The sequence below is a fragment of the Pantoea sp. nfd-35 genome, from assembly GCF_056892255.1.
On the sequence record NZ_CP122403.1, the window covers coordinates 1,759,559 to 1,776,618 of the forward strand.

Genomic DNA, 17,060 nt, shown 5'->3' on the forward strand with positions numbered 1-17,060 from the left:
TTAACGGGAAGGATTTTCGCATTAATACCGTCTTTTTCATTCATTATTGTTTAACGGAAAGGCGGTTCGTTAAACGTACGTAACTTACGTGAATGCAACTTATCACCTTCGGCGCGCAATAATTCAACCGCGCGAATACCAATCTGTAAATGCTCTGAAATCGCGCCGTCGTAAAAGCGGTTTGCCTGGCCCGGCAGTTTGATTTCACCGTGCAGCGGCTTGTCCGAAACACACAGCAATGTGCCATAAGGCACCCTGAAACGGTATCCCTGAGCAGCAATCGTTGCACTTTCCATATCGACAGCCACGGCCCGGCTCAGATTAAAACGCAGGGCAGAGGCTGAATAGCGCAGCTCCCAGTTACGATCGTCTGTTGTCACAACGGTTCCGGTGCGTAGCCGTTCTTTTACCTCCTCGCCTGGCATACCGCTCACGGACTTGGTTGCGTCATACAAAGCCCGCTGAACTTCGGCAATGCTTGGAATCGGAATGTCGGGCGGCAGAACGCTGTCCAGCACGTGGTCGTCGCGCAGGTATGCATGAGCCAGCACGTAGTCACCAATGCGCTGACTCTCGCGCAGGCCGCCACAGTGCCCTATCATCAGCCAGGCGTGAGGACGAATGACCGCCAGATGATCGCAGATTGTTTTAGCATTGGACGGGCCCACGCCGATATTGATCAACGTAATGCCCCGGCGATTGGGTGAGGTCAGGTGCCAGGCTGGCATCTGATGCTTTTTCCAGGCCAGGTCAGACAGCATGGCTTCATTGTCTTCTGTACTCGCCGTCAGAACGACATCGCCCGCGCACACAAGGCTGTCGAAAGGGGTTGAAGGATCGCGAACCTGTTCAATGGCCCAGCGTACGAATTCGTCTACGTAGCGCGTGTAGTTGGTAAACAGGACAAAGGGTTGAAAATGCTCAACCGCCGTGCCGGTATAGTGGCGCAGGCGGGCAAGCGAAAAATCTGTGCGCAACGCGTCAAAGTGAGACAGAGGAAAGGTCGCATCGGCATGAAATAAACCATCTGCCGTTTCATCACCAATCTGCGACAGTTCAGTCGTTGGAAAGTGACGCGCAATCCCCGCACTCATGGTGCGATCCAGCGACAGATCGGACCCGTCTATGACATAAGGATAGGGAATTTCCTGACGCGAAGGACCGACGTCGATCGTCACCTCGTACTCTTTTTCCAGCATGGCCAGCTGTTCAGAGATGTAATGGCGCAGCAGAGCAGGGCGCGTCACCGTGGTGCTGTAACTGCCAGTATGGGTAAAGCGGCCCCAGGCTCTGGTGCGATTCTGCTGAGGCCCGTCGCCCTGCCACGTAATGCGTAGTTCAGGATAAACAAACAGACCTTGCGCGCGGGCAACGGGATCGGGTAGCGAGCCTTCTTCCGTATAGGCCTTAATTGATGCGCGCAGAGCGTTGACGGCTTCATCATACATCTGCTCAAGCGTATCAAGAGCCTGCTGGCGTGTCAGATTTTTCCGTTGGGCTGGCATAACCTCTCCTTTAACGTTCTTACGACAATTTCCCCAAGCTTAGCGGGTTTAACGCAGGATTTGGTGAAGAATCTATGATCAAGCGCATTTTGCTGCCGCCAGTTATGGGCGAGGCTTAGCGCTGGTGCGTGGGTTTACATCAAAATGCAGACAAACCTGACGCCTGCCTCCGCTTTTTGGTAAAGAAGAGGGCCGTTTCCGGGCATGATCGTGCGATGACATCGGCAACGCGATGATTCAACAAGGTGAGGAAAAAGGTAAAAAAAGTGTGTAACGATGATTTAACAGGAATGCAAAACGTTTTGCATATTTGCCCGCAGGCTACCATCATTAGAGCTCTTTCCCCGACTTCTTCATATTTGGTACTCCTTTGCAAAATCCCGGCGTAGCAGTGGTGCAGGCGATTAAGCGCACGGCGTGGTATCCCAAACGTCGTTCTTACCGCACGCTGTACTGGCGTGAAATTTCGCCTCTTGCAGTCCCGATCTTTTTTGAAAATGCCTGCGTGCTGTTAATGGGCGTGCTCAGTACCTTCCTGGTCAGCTGGCTAGGTAAAGAGGCGATGGCAGGCGTTGGCCTGGCTGACAGTTTTAATATGGTCATCATCTCCTTTTTTGCCGCCATCGATCTGGGCACCACGGTGGTGGTCGCTTTCAGTCTGGCAAGGCGTAATGGTAAACGGGCGCGTGCCGCTACGCGGCAGTCGCTGGCGATGATGACCATTTTGGCGCTAATTCTGGTCATTGCGATTGAGTTCTGGGGCCATCTGATTATTGACGCCATTGCCGGCGCTGCCGAACCGAAAGTAAAAGCGCTGGCGCTGAGCTATCTCCAGGTTTCGGCATGGAGCTATCCGGCAGCGGCCATCACGCTAATCGGCAGTGGCGCGTTGCGTGGGGCAGGGAATACCAAGATCCCGATGCTGATTAATGGCGGGATGAACATCCTCAATATCATGATCAGCAGCGTACTTATTTACGGCTGCTTTTCATGGGATGGACTGGGGTTTGTCGGCGCTGGATTAGGGTTAACCATCACCCGCTACATCGGCGCTTTCGCCATTATTTATGTGTTAATGATTGGATTTAATGCTTCGCTTAAAATCACGCTTTCCAGCTATTTTCGTCGCTGGAACAGCAGCATACTTTATGAAGTACTGAGCATTGGCGTGCCTGCCAGTATCGAATCTGTGCTGTTTAACGGCGGTAAATTGCTGACCCAGGTATTTGTGGCTGGCATGGGCACCAATGAGATCGCGGGTAACTTTATTGCGTTTTCTGTTGCCTCGCTGATTAACCTGCCGGGTAACGCGCTTGGATCGGCTTCAACCATCATCACCGGAAAGCGGCTAGGTAAATACCAGGTATTTCAGGCTGAACGACAGGCGAAGCATGTTTTTTGGCTGGCAACCATTTGCCTGTCGTGCGTTGCGGCCCTGACCGTTCCGCTGGCGGGCTTGTTGGCACGTTTCTATACCAGCGATCCTGAAGTGATAAATGTCACGAAACACCTCATCTGGCTCAATGCCTTGTTTATGCCGATTTGGGCAGCGTCGTGGGTTTTACCGGCTGGGCTGAAAGGCGCGCGTGACGCACGTTACACGATGTACGTCTCTATGTTTAGTATGTGGTGTGCAAGGGTCGTGGCTGGCTATTTGCTGGGCATTGAACTGGGAATGGGCGTCATCGGCGTCTGGCTTGGCATGTTCCTCGACTGGACAGTGAGAGGGCTGTTTTTCTGGGGAAGGTTCACCAGCGGTAAATGGCTGAATAATTACCGTAAAATGATCGCGAAAGCCGGGCCATCCTAATTCCTTTTCCTGATTTGTTATCTCTGTCGCCGCTTTAACCCAGGTGGCGACGATAAATACTGTGCCATTCAATGCCTGAGTGATTTCAGCCCATACCGCTGTTCACATCGGGCCATTGGCACGTCCTGCGCTTGTGCAATCCACCGCGGCTTAGTCTCTGGCTGTATTAAAATCACTCACATTGCCTTTTATTGATCCAGCTTGCGGCTAAAACCAACACTGCTCCCCGATATATTACTTAAGATAATTCTTAATTTAGCAATGCTTTAAATATTTAACCTGTTGTATTTATTGGTTTTTTAATAAATGACACGCTTCGTGTTTTCTAAAAATTTGACTTAATTACGATCTCAGACTTAAGAAAATCAGCTTCAGGGCGCTTCGCTGGCCGTTTTATCCCTTATTACCATGATTAAATATTCATACTACTAATGTTTAATTATCTAAACGAAGCGGCTGGCAGGGCTAAATCGGGGTTTTTTATCGCCTCGATAGCATTTGGTTAACAAGTGCCTGAAGTTTGAGATAATACTATACATTAATATTTTTACTATTTAAGCTCGCTCGGGGCTGTGTTGAATTTTTTAAGGCATTATGTAAAGCTGTGTAAGATGTTAAGAAATGGAAAAGAACTTTACACAGGCGAGCAGGATGTTGAGGCTCGTGCGGTAGCTATGGTGCTGCAGTTTAATTTGTAAGCCATTGATTTATTGCTATTTGTGTGAGATCGACTGGAATTTAAGCAGGATGTTGCCATTCTCCCCACACTTATAACGATTAATCAGCCTTATTAAACTTAACGATTCAGCTTTATGAATCGGTTTTGAGCAACGCTTAACCAGGCTGCCTTAATGACGTTTGCGTTTAGGAATTTGTCAGTTTGCTGAATGTTTAACCGCGAATTCAGCCGTCTTGTTCCGGTCATCAGGTTTCATGGGCAGTTTCACACCTGCTCACTCTCATCGAATAGAAAATTTTAAACTCACTACCTCATCTCATTCAGGCAAATTGTGTTGTTAATCAGTGTATTGGCTCCAGATGGCAGCCAGCATCGCTCGTTCTGCAACAGGGTTTGCTTAACACCGGCCAATGGCCACTTGTTTGGGTATTAATGGAACTAAATATGAAGAAAATGGTGAACTTTCGAATTGCATTAAGCCTGATGTTTGTCTTTGCTGTTGCAGGCTGTAAAACACCGCCAAAAATGACTGATGACACAATGGTGAGCAGCACCGTTGATGGCACAACCCTGATCCATCGTCATGCCGTTGCTGCGCCGGCGCAGTTCTCCGCATTAAATGAATCCTATCGCGCTTTATATCCTGCATCGGTGATGACGCGTCCGGACTTCGGCGGCAAAGTCGTCGAAACCCTGAAAACAGGTGAAACCTACACCGTTGTGGGTCAGGTTGAAAATAACTGGCTGGCATTAGGTGAAGAAGCGCAGGCTGAAGCGCCACCAGCAGCCAGCGATGCCAAAGCCACTGACAGCAAAGCGGCACCGGCTCAGGCCACAACCAGCGCGATAAAAGTTGTTGGTTATGTGCCTTTCCGCGCCGTGGTGAAAAGCGATTTGTACGATCAGACCGTTAAAGCCGATCAGCCGAAACGTCGTGCGCGTGCCGCCGCCAAGAAAAAAACCTGTGTTTCTGTAGATGGAAACAGCCAGGCGTGCCAGAACAAGAATAACGGTACCTGGATCATTAACTAAGTCAGGGGCAGGGAGGGACAGAAATGGCACAAACTTACTTTCGCGTTGGCCTGGCAAAATGGATCTGGCCCTTCCTGCTGCTTCTGCTAACGGCATGCAGTAGCAGTAAGCCTGATATTGCGCGATACAACCTGCACTTCCAGGCACATCCTTCCATCAATTCGGGCGCACCTCTCAAAGTCCGGGTGATGTTGCTGACGTCTGATGCAGAATTTATGTCCGCCGACTTCTTCACTTTGCAGAATCAACCCGCTACCGCACTGGGAAATACGCTGCTCAACAATCAGCAGTTTTTCCTGATGTCCGGTCAGCTCAGTAAAACGCTGAGTGCCAAAAGCCTTCCCGACGCGCGCTTTATCGGCATCATGGCGGAATATCAAAAGCTGGATGGCAAGGTGTGGCGACTTGCGCTGCCTTTCCCAGACAGTGACAGCAGCTCGTTCTGGCAGTTCTGGAAAAGCAATGATGGTGAGTTAAACGCCAACATTATCGTTGACGATGCCGGCATGCGTCCCGTTAAGCAATAAAACCGTCTTCAAAGGATGATTATGAACAGAGCCGAAAAGGTTGTTTGGGCGGAAGGGATGTTTTTACGTCCTCACCATTTCCAGCAGGCAGAAAACTTTCTGCAAAGCTCGCTGCGTGAATGGGGCCAGTCGCAACGCCCTTATGTTTGGGGATTTTTCGATCTCGAATTTGATGAAGCGCTGTTGCGGCAGGGTAAACTGGCACTGAGCGCCGCCAGTGGATGCCTGCCGGATGGAACGTTTTTTGCCTTCAGTCAGCCACAACACGGCCCTGCGCCGCTGGACGTCCCCAGCAATACCGACCGCGCCAAAGTGGTTTTGGCCATTCCCGCTCGCCGCAATGGTCGCGAGGCGGTGACGTTTCAGGACGCGCCTGATTCGCTGGCTCGCTATCTGGCCTGGGAAGCGGAAGTTGAAGATGACAATGCGCAGGCTGTCGGAACGGCCACCGTTCAGTTTGGCAAGCTGCGCCTCCGCTTGATGCTGGAGCAGGATCTCACGGCGGAATGGACGGCGATGGGCGTTGCTCAGATCGTTGAAAAGCGCAGTGACAACCATATCCGTTTAGACAATGATTATATCCCTCCCACGTTAACCCTTGCTGGCAGTCGTCCGCTTCAGAGCATGATGACCGACCTGCACGGCATGATTCAACAACGTAGCCAGCAGCTGAGCCAGCGCGCACCCGGAACGGGCCGCTTTAACAGCGCGGATATGGTTGATTTTATGCTGCTGGCGTTGCTTAACCGCCAGTTGGGCCTTCATGCGCATCTGCAGCATCTGCCGCTATTACATCCTGAAACCCTCTACAGCCACTGGCTGCAGCTGGCTGCTGAGCTGGCAACGTGGACAGAGGCGCGTACGCCGGATGCTTTCCCTCTCTATGACCACGACGACCTGCAGGGCTGCTTCTCCCGCCTGACGCTATTGCTCCGTCAAGGCCTGTCGCAGGTGATGGAAGAGAGCGCCATTCAGTTGCCGCTGACGCAACGCTCACACGGCCTGAATGTGGCGACCGTGCCGGATAACAGCATGGTGCGTGAATTCGGTTTTGTGCTGGCCGTAAAAGCAAACGTCCCGGCCGACGCGCTGAAAACGCATTTCCCGGCGCAGATGAAAGTCGCCCCCGTCACCAAAATTCGCGATCTCGTCCAACTGCAGCTACCGGGCCTTGCCCTGAAAGCCATGCCGGGTGCGCCACCGCAGATCCCATGGCACGCAGGATACAGCTATTTTGAGCTGGATAAGAACAGCGAGCTATGGCAGGAGATGGAGCGATCGGGTGCCTTCGCGCTGCACCTTGCCGGTGAGTTTCCGGGCCTGAACATGGAGTTCTGGGCCATTCGCAGTCAGTCAGAATAATTCAAACTGAGCAGGCATGATGCAGGAACAAAATAAACCGAACAGTGATGCTTTTCAGCAGGATCTTAGCCACCAGAATAGTTTGGTGGCTGCAGCGAATCCGCTGATTAACGCGATTCCACAGATTCGTCACTCCGTCTCCCATGACGATCCCGCACGTTTACGTCAACAGCTGATTGACCAGATCCGCCGTTTCGAGCTGGCCTGCCAGCAGTCCGGACTGAGCTATGAGGTGATCGTTGGCGCGCGCTATTGTTTGTGTACGGCGCTTGATGAAGCCGCAGCACTGACGCCCTGGGGAAGCCGTGGCGTGTGGACCAGTAATGGCTTACTGGTCACCTTCCACAACGAAACCTGGGGCGGGGAGAAATTCTTCCAGCTGCTGGCGAAACTGTCGCAAAACCCGCGTCAGCACATCCTGTTACTGGAGCTGATCTATTTCTGCTTACTGCTTGGTTTTGAAGGGCGCTATCGGGTTCTGGATAATGGACGCTCGCAACTGGATACGATTAAACAGCGTCTGTTGCAGATGATCAGGAGCGTCAGGGGCAGCTTTGCCGCCGCCTTGTCGCCGCATCCGACCGATCAGCCGGTTCTGCGTAAACTCTGGCGCCCCATGATTCCGCTGTGGGCCTGTGCGGCTCTGGCGGGCCTGGCTGCCTGCCTGTTCTATATCGTGCTGAACTGGCGTCTGGGGGATTACACCTCGCCCGTGCTGGCCAAAATCTACCAAACGACGCTGCCAGAAGTGCAGATTCGTAATCCGGCACCGCCGCCGCCGCCGTCACTGAACCTGAAGTCATTCCTGAAACCTGAAATCGACGAAGGCCTGGTGGCCGTGCGCGATGAGGCAGATCAAAGTGTGGTGACGCTGAAAGGCGATGGCTTGTTCGCATCCGGTTCGACAGAGGTTCGCGGACGTTATGATGCCGTTATCCAGCGTGTAGCTGAAGCCATGAATAACGTCAGCGGGAAAATCCTGGTGGTGGGCTACAGCGATAACGTACCGATTCGCAGTGCCCGATTTGCCTCCAACTATGAGCTGTCTCTGGCCCGTGCCCAGTCTGTTCAGACGCTGTTACAAAAACAGCTGGCAAAACCATCACGCGTTAAAGCGGAAGGGCGGGGTGAAACGCATCCGTTGGTGCCGAATACCAGTGCAGAAAATCGCGCGCGTAATCGTCGTGTTGAAATTACGCTGCAGGTTGCACCTGATACGACGCAAGCTGAAGTTAACGGCCTGGCGAGAGGGAACTAATCCATGCTGAATGTACTATTTGCGGTACTGACCAGCCGTCTGGCCTGGGGCTTTGTCGGTATCACCGCACTTTCGTTTATTATCTGGGTCATTGGCCCGGTGTTCTCGATTGTGGACTCCCGTCCGTTGGAGTCAGAACAGAACCGCGTAATCAGTATTGCGCTGCTCTATGTTGTCTGGGGCCTGAGCCAGGCGATTCCGCGTGTCTATAACTACTGGCTCAACCGTAAGCTGATGTCCAGCCTGGAAACCAGCAAATCGGATACGCCGGAAGAAGACCGCAAGCGACTGACCAGTGAAGATCAGGTGCTAGCCAGCCGCTTCTCTGAAGCGACTGAGATGCTGAAAAAAGCACACTTCCAGCGGCAGAGCAGCAAAGGTGCGCCTTTCTGGGCGCAGCGCTTCAGTCATCAATATCTCTATCAACTGCCCTGGTACATGATCATCGGCGCGCCAGGTGCCGGTAAAACCACCGCTCTGGTGAATTCTGGCTTGCAGTTCCCACTGGCGGACAAGTTCGGTAAGGCTGCGCTACGTGGGATCGGCGGGACGCGTAACTGTGACTGGTGGTTTACTAACGAAGCCGTGCTGCTGGATACGGCGGGGCGCTATACCACGCAGGAGAGCCAGCAGGAGCGCGATGCCGGCGAATGGCATCAGTTTCTCGACCTCCTGCGTAAATACCGTGGCCGTCAGCCGGTTAACGGCGTCATCGTCACCTTGAGCGTGGCAGACCTGTTATCACAGTCGCCCGAGGCCATGCGCAATCAGGCCGTGGCGCTGCGCCAGCGTCTGATGGAGTTACACGATCGGCTCGGTATTCGCTTTCCGGTGTATGTCCTGGTCACCAAAACCGACCTGTTAAAGGGGTTCCGCAGCTATTTTGCCAGCCTGGATAAGGCACAGCGCGAGCAGATTTGGGGTTTTACCTTTCCGTGGGCCAAAGCATCAACGGCTGAATTTGAACTCAGCAGCCAGTTTCAGCAGGAATATTCGCTGCTGCAGCAGCGCCTGGATGCCGGACTTGCCGATGTACTGCTGGCGGAAAGTGATGCCCAGGCACGTGCCGAAAGCTACCTGTTTCCACAGGAGTTTGCGGCATTGCGTCCTCAGTTGGCTGAGGCACTGGATATTCTGTTTGCGCGTTCCGATTTCGAAACGCAGTTCGCCCCGCGCGGCATCTACTTTGCCAGCGGTACGCAGGAAGGCTTACCCTTTGACCGCGTAATGGGTGAACTGACGCGCGCCCTGCATCTGCCAGGCCAGCAGCAGAGTGAGTCGGGCAGTTGGGACAAAGTGGACAAAGACGCGCCGATCCCTCAAAACAAAGGCCAGAGCTTTTTCCTTAAGGGCGTGCTGGAAAATGTCATCTTCCAGGAGTCCGGTCTGGCCGGCAGTAACCGCTGGTGGGAGCTACGTAACCGCGTGGGCCTGTGGTCGGGCTATCTGGCGTTACTGGTTATCGTACTCATTGCCGGTGCACTGTGGCTGGTGAGCTATAACAAAAACAAAACCTACCTGCAGGAGATGGCGGCGAAAAGCCCCCAGGTTGAGCAACTCGGTGACAAGTTACAAAAAGAGGTGAACGGCAACCTCTTTGCACTGGTGCCTTACCTCAATACGCTGCTGCACCTGCCTGAAAGCGCCTCCTTTTCTCTGGAGCATCCGCCGCTCACGCGCCGGATGGGGCTGTATCGCGGAACGGAAGTCAGTGATGCGACCCTGGCCTTGTACGAAAGGGCGCTGAAACAGCTGCTGATGCCGCAGGTTGCCCAGAATATCACCCGCTGGTTACGCAATGATACGGGAAGTGACGCTGACTACAGCTATGAGGCGCTCAAGGCTTATCAGATGCTGTACCAGCCAAAACACTATGACGGTAAGTTTCTTCAGGCGTGGATGATGTTAAACATCTCGCGTGAATTGCCGCAGGACGTGACTCAGGCTGAGGTGAAACAGCTGGCGTGGCACCTGCAACAGCTACTGGAAACGCAGATTCAGTCCTCGCCCTATGCGAAGGATGATGCGCTGGTAAAGCGCGAGCAGGCGCTGATTAGTCAGATGCCGCTGTCACAGCGCGTTTACGGACGCCTGAAACGCCTGCTGGAACGCGATGGCTCAATGTCACCGGTTACCTTGTCCGCGCTGGGTGGACCGCAAAGTGAACTGGTGTTTTCCCGTAAAAGCGGTAAGTCTGTCAATGAAGGTGTTTCCGGGCTCTTTACGCCAGACGGCTACTGGAACCATGTGGATAAACAGATCGCGCCGGTCACGGATGCGCTCTACAAAGACGATATCTGGGTGCTGGGTGCAGAGACGGCCCATGAAGACAGCAAACAAACCGACCTTGCGGTGCGCCAGCTCTATATTCAGGATTACATCCGCCAGTGGGAGCAGTTTCTCAGCGATATTCAACTCAACAGCAGCGCCGATTTGACCCAACGTATTAATACGGCGCGCCTGCTGTCAGGGAATCATTCGCCGCTGCGGCAGTTAGTGATTAACCTGAGCAAACAGCTCACGCTCACCCGGGCGCAGCCTGAAGACAAGAATGCCAAAGATACGGCCGCGTCATCGGATAACAGCGCCACACGAACGCTGCAGGCACTGTTTACCTCGCCGCGCGCAAACGGCGAGCAGGCGGTGGTGCAGCAAACGCCCGAGCAGGCGGTGACCGCGCACTTTGCACCTGTCATCGAGCTGGCACAGCCGTTACAGCAGGGCAGTAAGGTCCTGGCCGTTGATGATTTTCTTAAGCAGATCGACGATCTCTATCGCTATCTCACTGCCGTGCAGGATGCCGCGAATAGCGGTATGCCACCGCCGGCGAGTGATGCCATTAGCCGTTTGCAGGCCAGCGCCGGACGTTTGCCCGGTTCACTGCAAAATATGGTGTCAGGCATGGCAGTGGGCGCCAGCAGCGATGCACAGCGTCGCGACATGGATAACGTTCGCAAGCGCATCACCATGGAAGTCGGCAGCTTCTGCCGTCAGGCGATAGCAGGCCGTTACCCGCTGGTCCGGAATGCACGCAGCGAAGTCACGCCTGATGACCTGGCGCGCATGTTTGCGCCGGGAACCGGATTGATGGACAGCTTCTTCCGCGATAATCTGGCCAGCAAAGTGGATACCACACGTGCGGCATGGCGCTTCACGCCCGGCATTGATGGCAAAACCTTGCCAGGCGGCGAAGCCTTGCTGCGTCCTTTCCAGCAGGCGCAGTCGATTCGCGACGCCTTCTTTGCCAATGGGGCCACTACGCCATCCTTCCGCGTCACGTTACGGACGGTGAAGATGGATAACGATATCCTGAATATGACGCTGGATGTCGATGGACAGATTTTGCGCTACAGTCATGGACCACAGGCAGTGCAGTTAGTGAGTTGGCCCGGACCAGGTGGAACCAGTCAGGTGCGCATGCAACTGGGGCTAACGAACGGCACGACCTCAACCCTGACCACCAGCGGCCCATGGGCGCTTAATCGCTTCTTTGATCGCGCACGGGTGACGTCGGTAGGTGGACTGACTCGCGAAGCCAGCTTTAGTGTGGACGGCCATAATGTGACGCTGTCATTCACGCCAGGCAGCATTCGTAATCCTTTCCAGCTACCCGCATTTAGCTGTCCCTGAAACAGGACCTGACTATGACCCATTACGCAGCACCTGGCTGGTACGGCAAACTGCCTAGTTCGGGTGATTTTGTTAAACGACGCTTTCCCGATACCTTGCAGCGCCAGTGGTCTAACTGGTTTCAGGTGGGATTGCACCACTGGAAGACCAGTGCTGAAGGCGAAAATGCGCCTTCTCGGGCTTTTCTTAAAGCCCCGGTGTGGAATTTTGTGGTACCACCGATGTTGGGTACGCAACTGATTCAAATGGGCTGTCTGACGGCCGCACGCGATAGCGTGGGTCGTCATTATCCCCTCTGTGCCCTCCGCTATTTTACCCCAGCGGAGTGGATGCCTTTGTTGCTGACGCGTTCAGGCGACTGGTATCACCAGATGGGAAATACCTTATTGCGGGCGGTTCAGGATGGCGGTACGCCCGAACAGTTCGATCAGGCGCTGTTGAGCATTCCGCTGCCGCAGCCTCAGCAGGATGAGGCGTCATCAGATATTCTGGCGGTGATCGGCAACGGTGAACAGGATTCAACACTGAGCTGGCATCTGCCGTCCCAAAGCTTTGATCCGCAGTTCCAGACCAGTTTCTGGTGGACGAATCAGAGCGACGGTTTTCCGCTTTACACCCATGTCCACAGTGGAAACTTAACCGCGCAGTTATTTTCCCTGTTGTTTGATCCGGCAGGCGGTGCAAAGCCGGGACGAAACGGACTTTATCCCCCGATGTTTGAATCCTGAGGCGAAGCGGATGAGTATTGATATTGACACGTTGCTGATACCGGTAAGCCACGATAATCCGTGCGGTGAAAACCTGGAGTACGACGCGGACTTTCAGGCGATGGAGCAGGCCAGCGTGGGAAAAGCCGAACAGCAGTTCGGTAACACCATTATTCCGGCTGAGCCAGCGGACTGGAACAAAGTTGAAAAGCTTGCACTGGAACTGATGAGCCGCAGCAAAGACCTACGTGTCATGCTGACCCTGACACATGCCTGGACGCGCCTGAAAGGGTTACCGGGCTATGCACAGGGCCTGCAACTGGTTGAACAGGCGATGTTGCAGTTCTGGGAACCGCTCTGGCCTCGCCTTGAAGAAGACGGCGAGCACGATCCGTTTTACCGCATCAACGCGCTGGCTGTGCTGGGCGACCAGTCGGCACTTACGGCCGCCGTTCGTCAGTCATGGCTCATGCGCTATGCGTCCGACGGTATTACGCTGCGTGATGCTTCGGCGCTGTGTGACGGCAGTAAAACAGAGGTACCAGATTATCCGGGTGGACTGCCGCGTCTGAATGACGAACTGGCACGAGGGGAACAACCGGGCATCGCAGCGATTCAAAACATTGCCGAGCGTTTGCAAAATATTCGCCGCATCGTGATTGAAAAGCTGGATGAAACGGCCTTGCCGGATATGAGTCAGCTGCAACGCAGCATGGCAATGCTGAATGAGCGCTGTCAGGCCACGGATATGGAATCGTTACACTCCCTGGCGGCGGCGATGCAGTCCGCACCCGCACCGGAGCAGCAGCCCAGCGTCGCTGCACCACGTGCGGCTACCGACTGGCGCAGTGCCCAACTGAATTCGCGGGCAGAAGCCCAACTTATGCTGGAAAAAGTCAAACAGTACTTTAGTCAGCATGAGCCGAGCCACCCGGCACCGCTGATGATTGACAGGGTACAGCGCCTTATCGAACTCGATTTTATGGACATCATTCGCGATCTCGCGCCCGATGGTGTACATCAGTTAGAAAACATTTTTGGACGCCGCGACTAAGCTAACAGTCAAGCCTTTACGCAGCGAGACCTGCGCGCCTCCTGCGAGCCTATACCCGCGCATTATTTATGGAGAGAACCATGCCAACAATGAAGTCCAGTGGGCAGAAATTTATCGCCCGCAATCGCGCGCCACGCGTTCAGATTGAATATGACGTGGAAGTCTATGGCGCAGAACGTAAAATTCAGCTGCCATTCATTATGGGTGTTCTGGCCGATTTAGCCGGTAAACCGCTGGAGCCGCAGGCCAGCGTTGATGACCGTAAATTCATGGAAATCGACATCGACAATTTCGATGAGCGTATGAAAGCCATGAAGCCACGTGCGGCATTCCAGGTAGACAATACGTTGAACGGTGACGGCAAACTGAACATCGATCTGACCTTCGAAAGCATGGACGATTTTTCTCCTGATGCCATTGCCCGCAAAGTCGATCCACTAAACAGCCTGCTTGAAGCACGTACCCAGCTCTCCAACCTGCTGACCTATATGGACGGCAAAAACGGCGCCGAAGAGCTGATCGGCAAGATTTTACAGGATCCGACCCTGCTGCAGGCGCTGTCACACGTGCCTAAGCAAACGGATACCCCTGAAGGTAAGGAGGAGCAGTAATGAACCAGACTTCTCAACAACCACAATCGCAGGGCGGTGCCAGCTTTAGTCAGGATGAATTCAGCGCGTTACTGAACAAAGAATTTCGTCCTAAAAGCGACCAGGCACGCGAAGCTGTAGAAAGCGCGGTAAAAACCCTGGCGCAGCAGGCGCTGGAAAACACCGTGACCATGTCCAGCGATGCCTACCGCACCATTCAGGCGCTGATCGCTGAGATTGACGAAAAGCTGTCTCAGCAGGTTAACCAGATTATTCATCACGAAGAGTTTCAGAAGCTGGAAAGCGCCTGGCGTGGTCTGAGCTATCTGGTGAATAACACCGAAACTGATGAGATGCTCAAGATTCGCTTTATGAGCATCTCCAAGCAGGAGCTGAGCCGCACCCTGAAACGCTATAAAGGTGTGGGCTGGGATCAGAGCCCGCTGTTCAAGAAAATCTACGAACAGGAATATGGCCAGTTTGGTGGTGAACCTTTTGGCTGCCTGGTGGGCGACTACTATTTCGATCACAGCCCGCAGGACGTCGAGCTGCTGGGCGAAATGGCGCGTATCGGTGCTGCAGCACACTGTCCGTTTATCACCGGGACAGCCCCAAGCGTAATGCAGATGGAATCCTGGCAGGAACTGGCGAATCCACGCGATCTGACCAAAATCTTCCAGAATACCGAATATGCTGCCTGGCGCAGCCTGCGCGAGTCTGAGGACGCCCGCTATCTGGGCCTGGTGATGCCGCGCTTCCTTTCTCGTCTGCCTTACGGTATTCGCACCAACCCCGTGGACAGCTTTGATTTTGAAGAGCAGACCGACGGTTCCGACCACAGCAACTACAGCTGGACCAACGCGGCTTATGCCATGGCGGCCAACATCAACCGTTCGTTCAAAGAATACGGCTGGTGTACATCCATTCGCGGCGTGGAGTCGGGTGGGGCGGTTGAAGATCTGCCTTGCCACACGTTCCCAAGCGATGACGGCGGCGTAGACATGAAATGCCCAACGGAAATCGCCATCAGCGATCGCCGCGAAGCCGAGCTCGCGAAGAATGGCTTTATGCCGTTAGTTCACCGCAAAAACTCTGACTTTGCCGCCTTTATCGGCGCCCAGTCGCTGCAAAAACCTGCTGAGTACCACGATGCTGACGCCACCGCCAATGCGCGTCTGGCAGCGCGGCTGCCTTATCTGTTCGCCTGCTGCCGTTTCGCTCACTACCTGAAGTGTATTGTGCGCGACAAGATTGGTTCCTTCCGCGAGCGCGACGAAATGGAGCGCTGGCTGAATGACTGGGTCATGAACTATGTCGATGGTGACCCGGCTAACTCTTCTCAGGAAACCAAATCACGCAAGCCACTGGCTGCGGCTGAGGTGAATGTGGAAGAGCAGGAGGACAACCCAGGCTACTATGCTGCAAAATTCTTCCTGCGTCCGCATTACCAGCTGGAAGGGTTAACCGTTTCGCTGCGTCTGGTATCGAAACTGCCTTCGCTGAAGTCGAACGAGAATTAAAGATGTAATTAAGGACCGGTGTTTAACACCGGTCCTTAACAGTTAAGCATTGAGTGTAATAAGAGCAGGTAAGGGAGAAGGGCGATGTCATCTGACTCACCTAAAGAAATTGCAGAGGGAATGTTAAATCTCATCATGCCTCGTAAGAAAAGTGGCATTGAAGTGTTTGCAACCAATGTAGGAAAAGGTTTTTTAGAGATACCTGAAGATATTTGGATGATCGCTAAAGATTATATGGATACTGAACACCGGTGGCGCAATCAAACAGATAAAATCAGACTTATTGCGCTCATTAAAAAAGGTGTTTCTTCTGAAGAAGTTAGGCGACTCGTTAATATCATTATAAAGCGTTATCTGTCTGGTCTTTCAGAAGAACAGTCAAAACAACTTTTTTTAAAGATGTCCGGGAAGCAAGTAGGTGGACTTGCCTTCAAGATGATATTTGTAAATGAGTTAATATCACTATTTGTATCACGAATCGTTCCCAAATTTCTGACATCTTTAGGAATAACAGGTGTTTTGAGTGTCGGGTCAGCCATGTCAAGCTCAGTTTATAAGTCTTACGACTTACTTAAATTAAACAAAAATATCTATAATGAGCTAAGAGGAAGTGGCGATCTTGATCTGCTGTATTTCCTTGTTGAGGACAATATTAAACCGTTTATTGAAGCTGTCAATTATCAAGCAATACATGGTGAGAATGATAAAGTCATCTTCAATCACTTTCTCAATGGAGTGAAAGATGTCTAAAAAATTATTAAGTTACTTACTGTCTTACATGTTGATGTTCATTTCATTTTTGGTCTTTTTCACATCTGCTGGCTACTATCTATTCTGGTTCGACTGGCAGGTAAGTGGGCTAAAAATAGCAATGAATATTATTTTTATTCTTCTATCAATAGCCATAACCTTGATCACGTATGCTCAAGCCGAAAAAATAAAATCCAGGATTTAACGTTTATATCGCTTAAAAATTATTGCAAACACACTTAGGGCTAAAGTTAAAAACAAGAGTTTTCCTAAAATCGTAGATAAGACAAAGGTGTTCATTGATTCGTAAGCTAATGTGTACCACAATGATTTGCCAATATCAATTGCACTATAAATGCATAACAGCACTAGCATGAACATAATTAAAATAAGCAGGTTTTTTTTCATTTTCTTTCCTTGTAAATTGCAAATCAGTCGAATTTTAAGCTTAAGAACATTTGTTTGTCTAGTCTGAATGATGAGTAGTGTCATTATTACAATTTGGAGTGGCGCTAAATCGTTAACTCCACGGAGTCCTAACCATAGAGATTCCAACCTGAGGCAAAAGTAAAATATGGACTGTTTTATTCAGCCCCATGCTTTTCTCTTTGTCATATAGATGCTTTTTATAAGCAA

The 17,060-nt window shown here is 52.4% G+C and carries 12 protein-coding genes; 11 read left to right on the forward strand and 1 reads right to left on the reverse strand.

Going from position 1 to position 17,060, the window contains the following annotated elements; all coding sequences use genetic code 11:
- Positions 1-50 precede the first annotated feature (50 nt).
- On the reverse strand, positions 51-1,505 hold the full coding sequence (locus P9J57_RS08200; RefSeq protein ID WP_014593991.1) for an AMP nucleosidase: 1,455 nt from the start codon (positions 1,503-1,505) through the stop codon (positions 51-53).
- 394 nt (positions 1,506-1,899) lie between these two features.
- Here P9J57_RS08200 and P9J57_RS08205 point away from each other — a divergent pair, with 394 nt between their 5' ends.
- The 11 genes from P9J57_RS08205 (at position 1,900) to P9J57_RS08255 (ending at position 16,424) form a co-directional block, all read left to right on the forward strand.
- Complete coding sequence (locus tag P9J57_RS08205) at positions 1,900-3,315, forward strand: EmmdR/YeeO family multidrug/toxin efflux MATE transporter (protein ID WP_024470994.1); 1,416 nt, start codon at positions 1,900-1,902, stop codon at positions 3,313-3,315.
- A gap of 1,111 nt (positions 3,316-4,426) precedes the next feature.
- Positions 4,427-5,026, forward strand: a complete 600-nt coding sequence (locus P9J57_RS08210; protein ID WP_014593989.1) for a hypothetical protein — start codon at positions 4,427-4,429, stop codon at positions 5,024-5,026.
- A 23-nt stretch (positions 5,027-5,049) separates the two neighbouring features.
- On the forward strand, positions 5,050-5,553 hold the full coding sequence (gene tssJ / locus P9J57_RS08215) for a type VI secretion system lipoprotein TssJ (protein WP_013026251.1): 504 nt from the start codon (positions 5,050-5,052) through the stop codon (positions 5,551-5,553).
- Between the two features lie 21 nt (positions 5,554-5,574).
- Complete coding sequence (tssK, locus tag P9J57_RS08220) at positions 5,575-6,915, forward strand: type VI secretion system baseplate subunit TssK (RefSeq protein ID WP_014605520.1); 1,341 nt, start codon at positions 5,575-5,577, stop codon at positions 6,913-6,915.
- Positions 6,916-6,931: 16 nt separating this feature from the next.
- A complete protein-coding gene (locus P9J57_RS08225; RefSeq protein WP_013026249.1) occupies positions 6,932-8,173 on the forward strand; it encodes a DotU family type VI secretion system protein in 1,242 nt (413 codons plus the stop codon).
- Positions 8,174-8,176: 3 nt separating this feature from the next.
- Positions 8,177-11,803, forward strand: coding sequence for a type VI secretion system membrane subunit TssM (gene tssM / locus P9J57_RS08230; protein WP_370606625.1), 3,627 nt, complete (start codon positions 8,177-8,179; stop codon positions 11,801-11,803).
- Between the two features lie 14 nt (positions 11,804-11,817).
- A complete protein-coding gene (gene tagF, locus P9J57_RS08235) occupies positions 11,818-12,531 on the forward strand; it encodes a type VI secretion system-associated protein TagF (protein ID WP_013026247.1) in 714 nt (237 codons plus the stop codon).
- A gap of 10 nt (positions 12,532-12,541) precedes the next feature.
- Positions 12,542-13,564: a type VI secretion system protein TssA gene (tssA, locus tag P9J57_RS08240; protein WP_483279455.1), complete on the forward strand. Its 1,023-nt coding sequence runs from the start codon at positions 12,542-12,544 to the stop codon at positions 13,562-13,564.
- Between the two features lie 80 nt (positions 13,565-13,644).
- On the forward strand, positions 13,645-14,175 hold the full coding sequence (gene tssB / locus P9J57_RS08245; RefSeq protein ID WP_028715281.1) for a type VI secretion system contractile sheath small subunit: 531 nt from the start codon (positions 13,645-13,647) through the stop codon (positions 14,173-14,175).
- The gene (gene tssC / locus P9J57_RS08250; RefSeq protein ID WP_013026244.1) at positions 14,175-15,674 is read left to right on the forward strand and encodes a type VI secretion system contractile sheath large subunit; all 1,500 of its coding nucleotides are present in this window, start codon (positions 14,175-14,177) and stop codon (positions 15,672-15,674) included. The genes tssB and tssC overlap by 1 nt, the downstream gene beginning before the upstream one ends.
- An 84-nt stretch (positions 15,675-15,758) precedes the next feature.
- A complete protein-coding gene (locus P9J57_RS08255; protein WP_483279456.1) occupies positions 15,759-16,424 on the forward strand; it encodes a hypothetical protein in 666 nt (221 codons plus the stop codon).
- Positions 16,425-17,060: the final 636 nt, after the last annotated feature.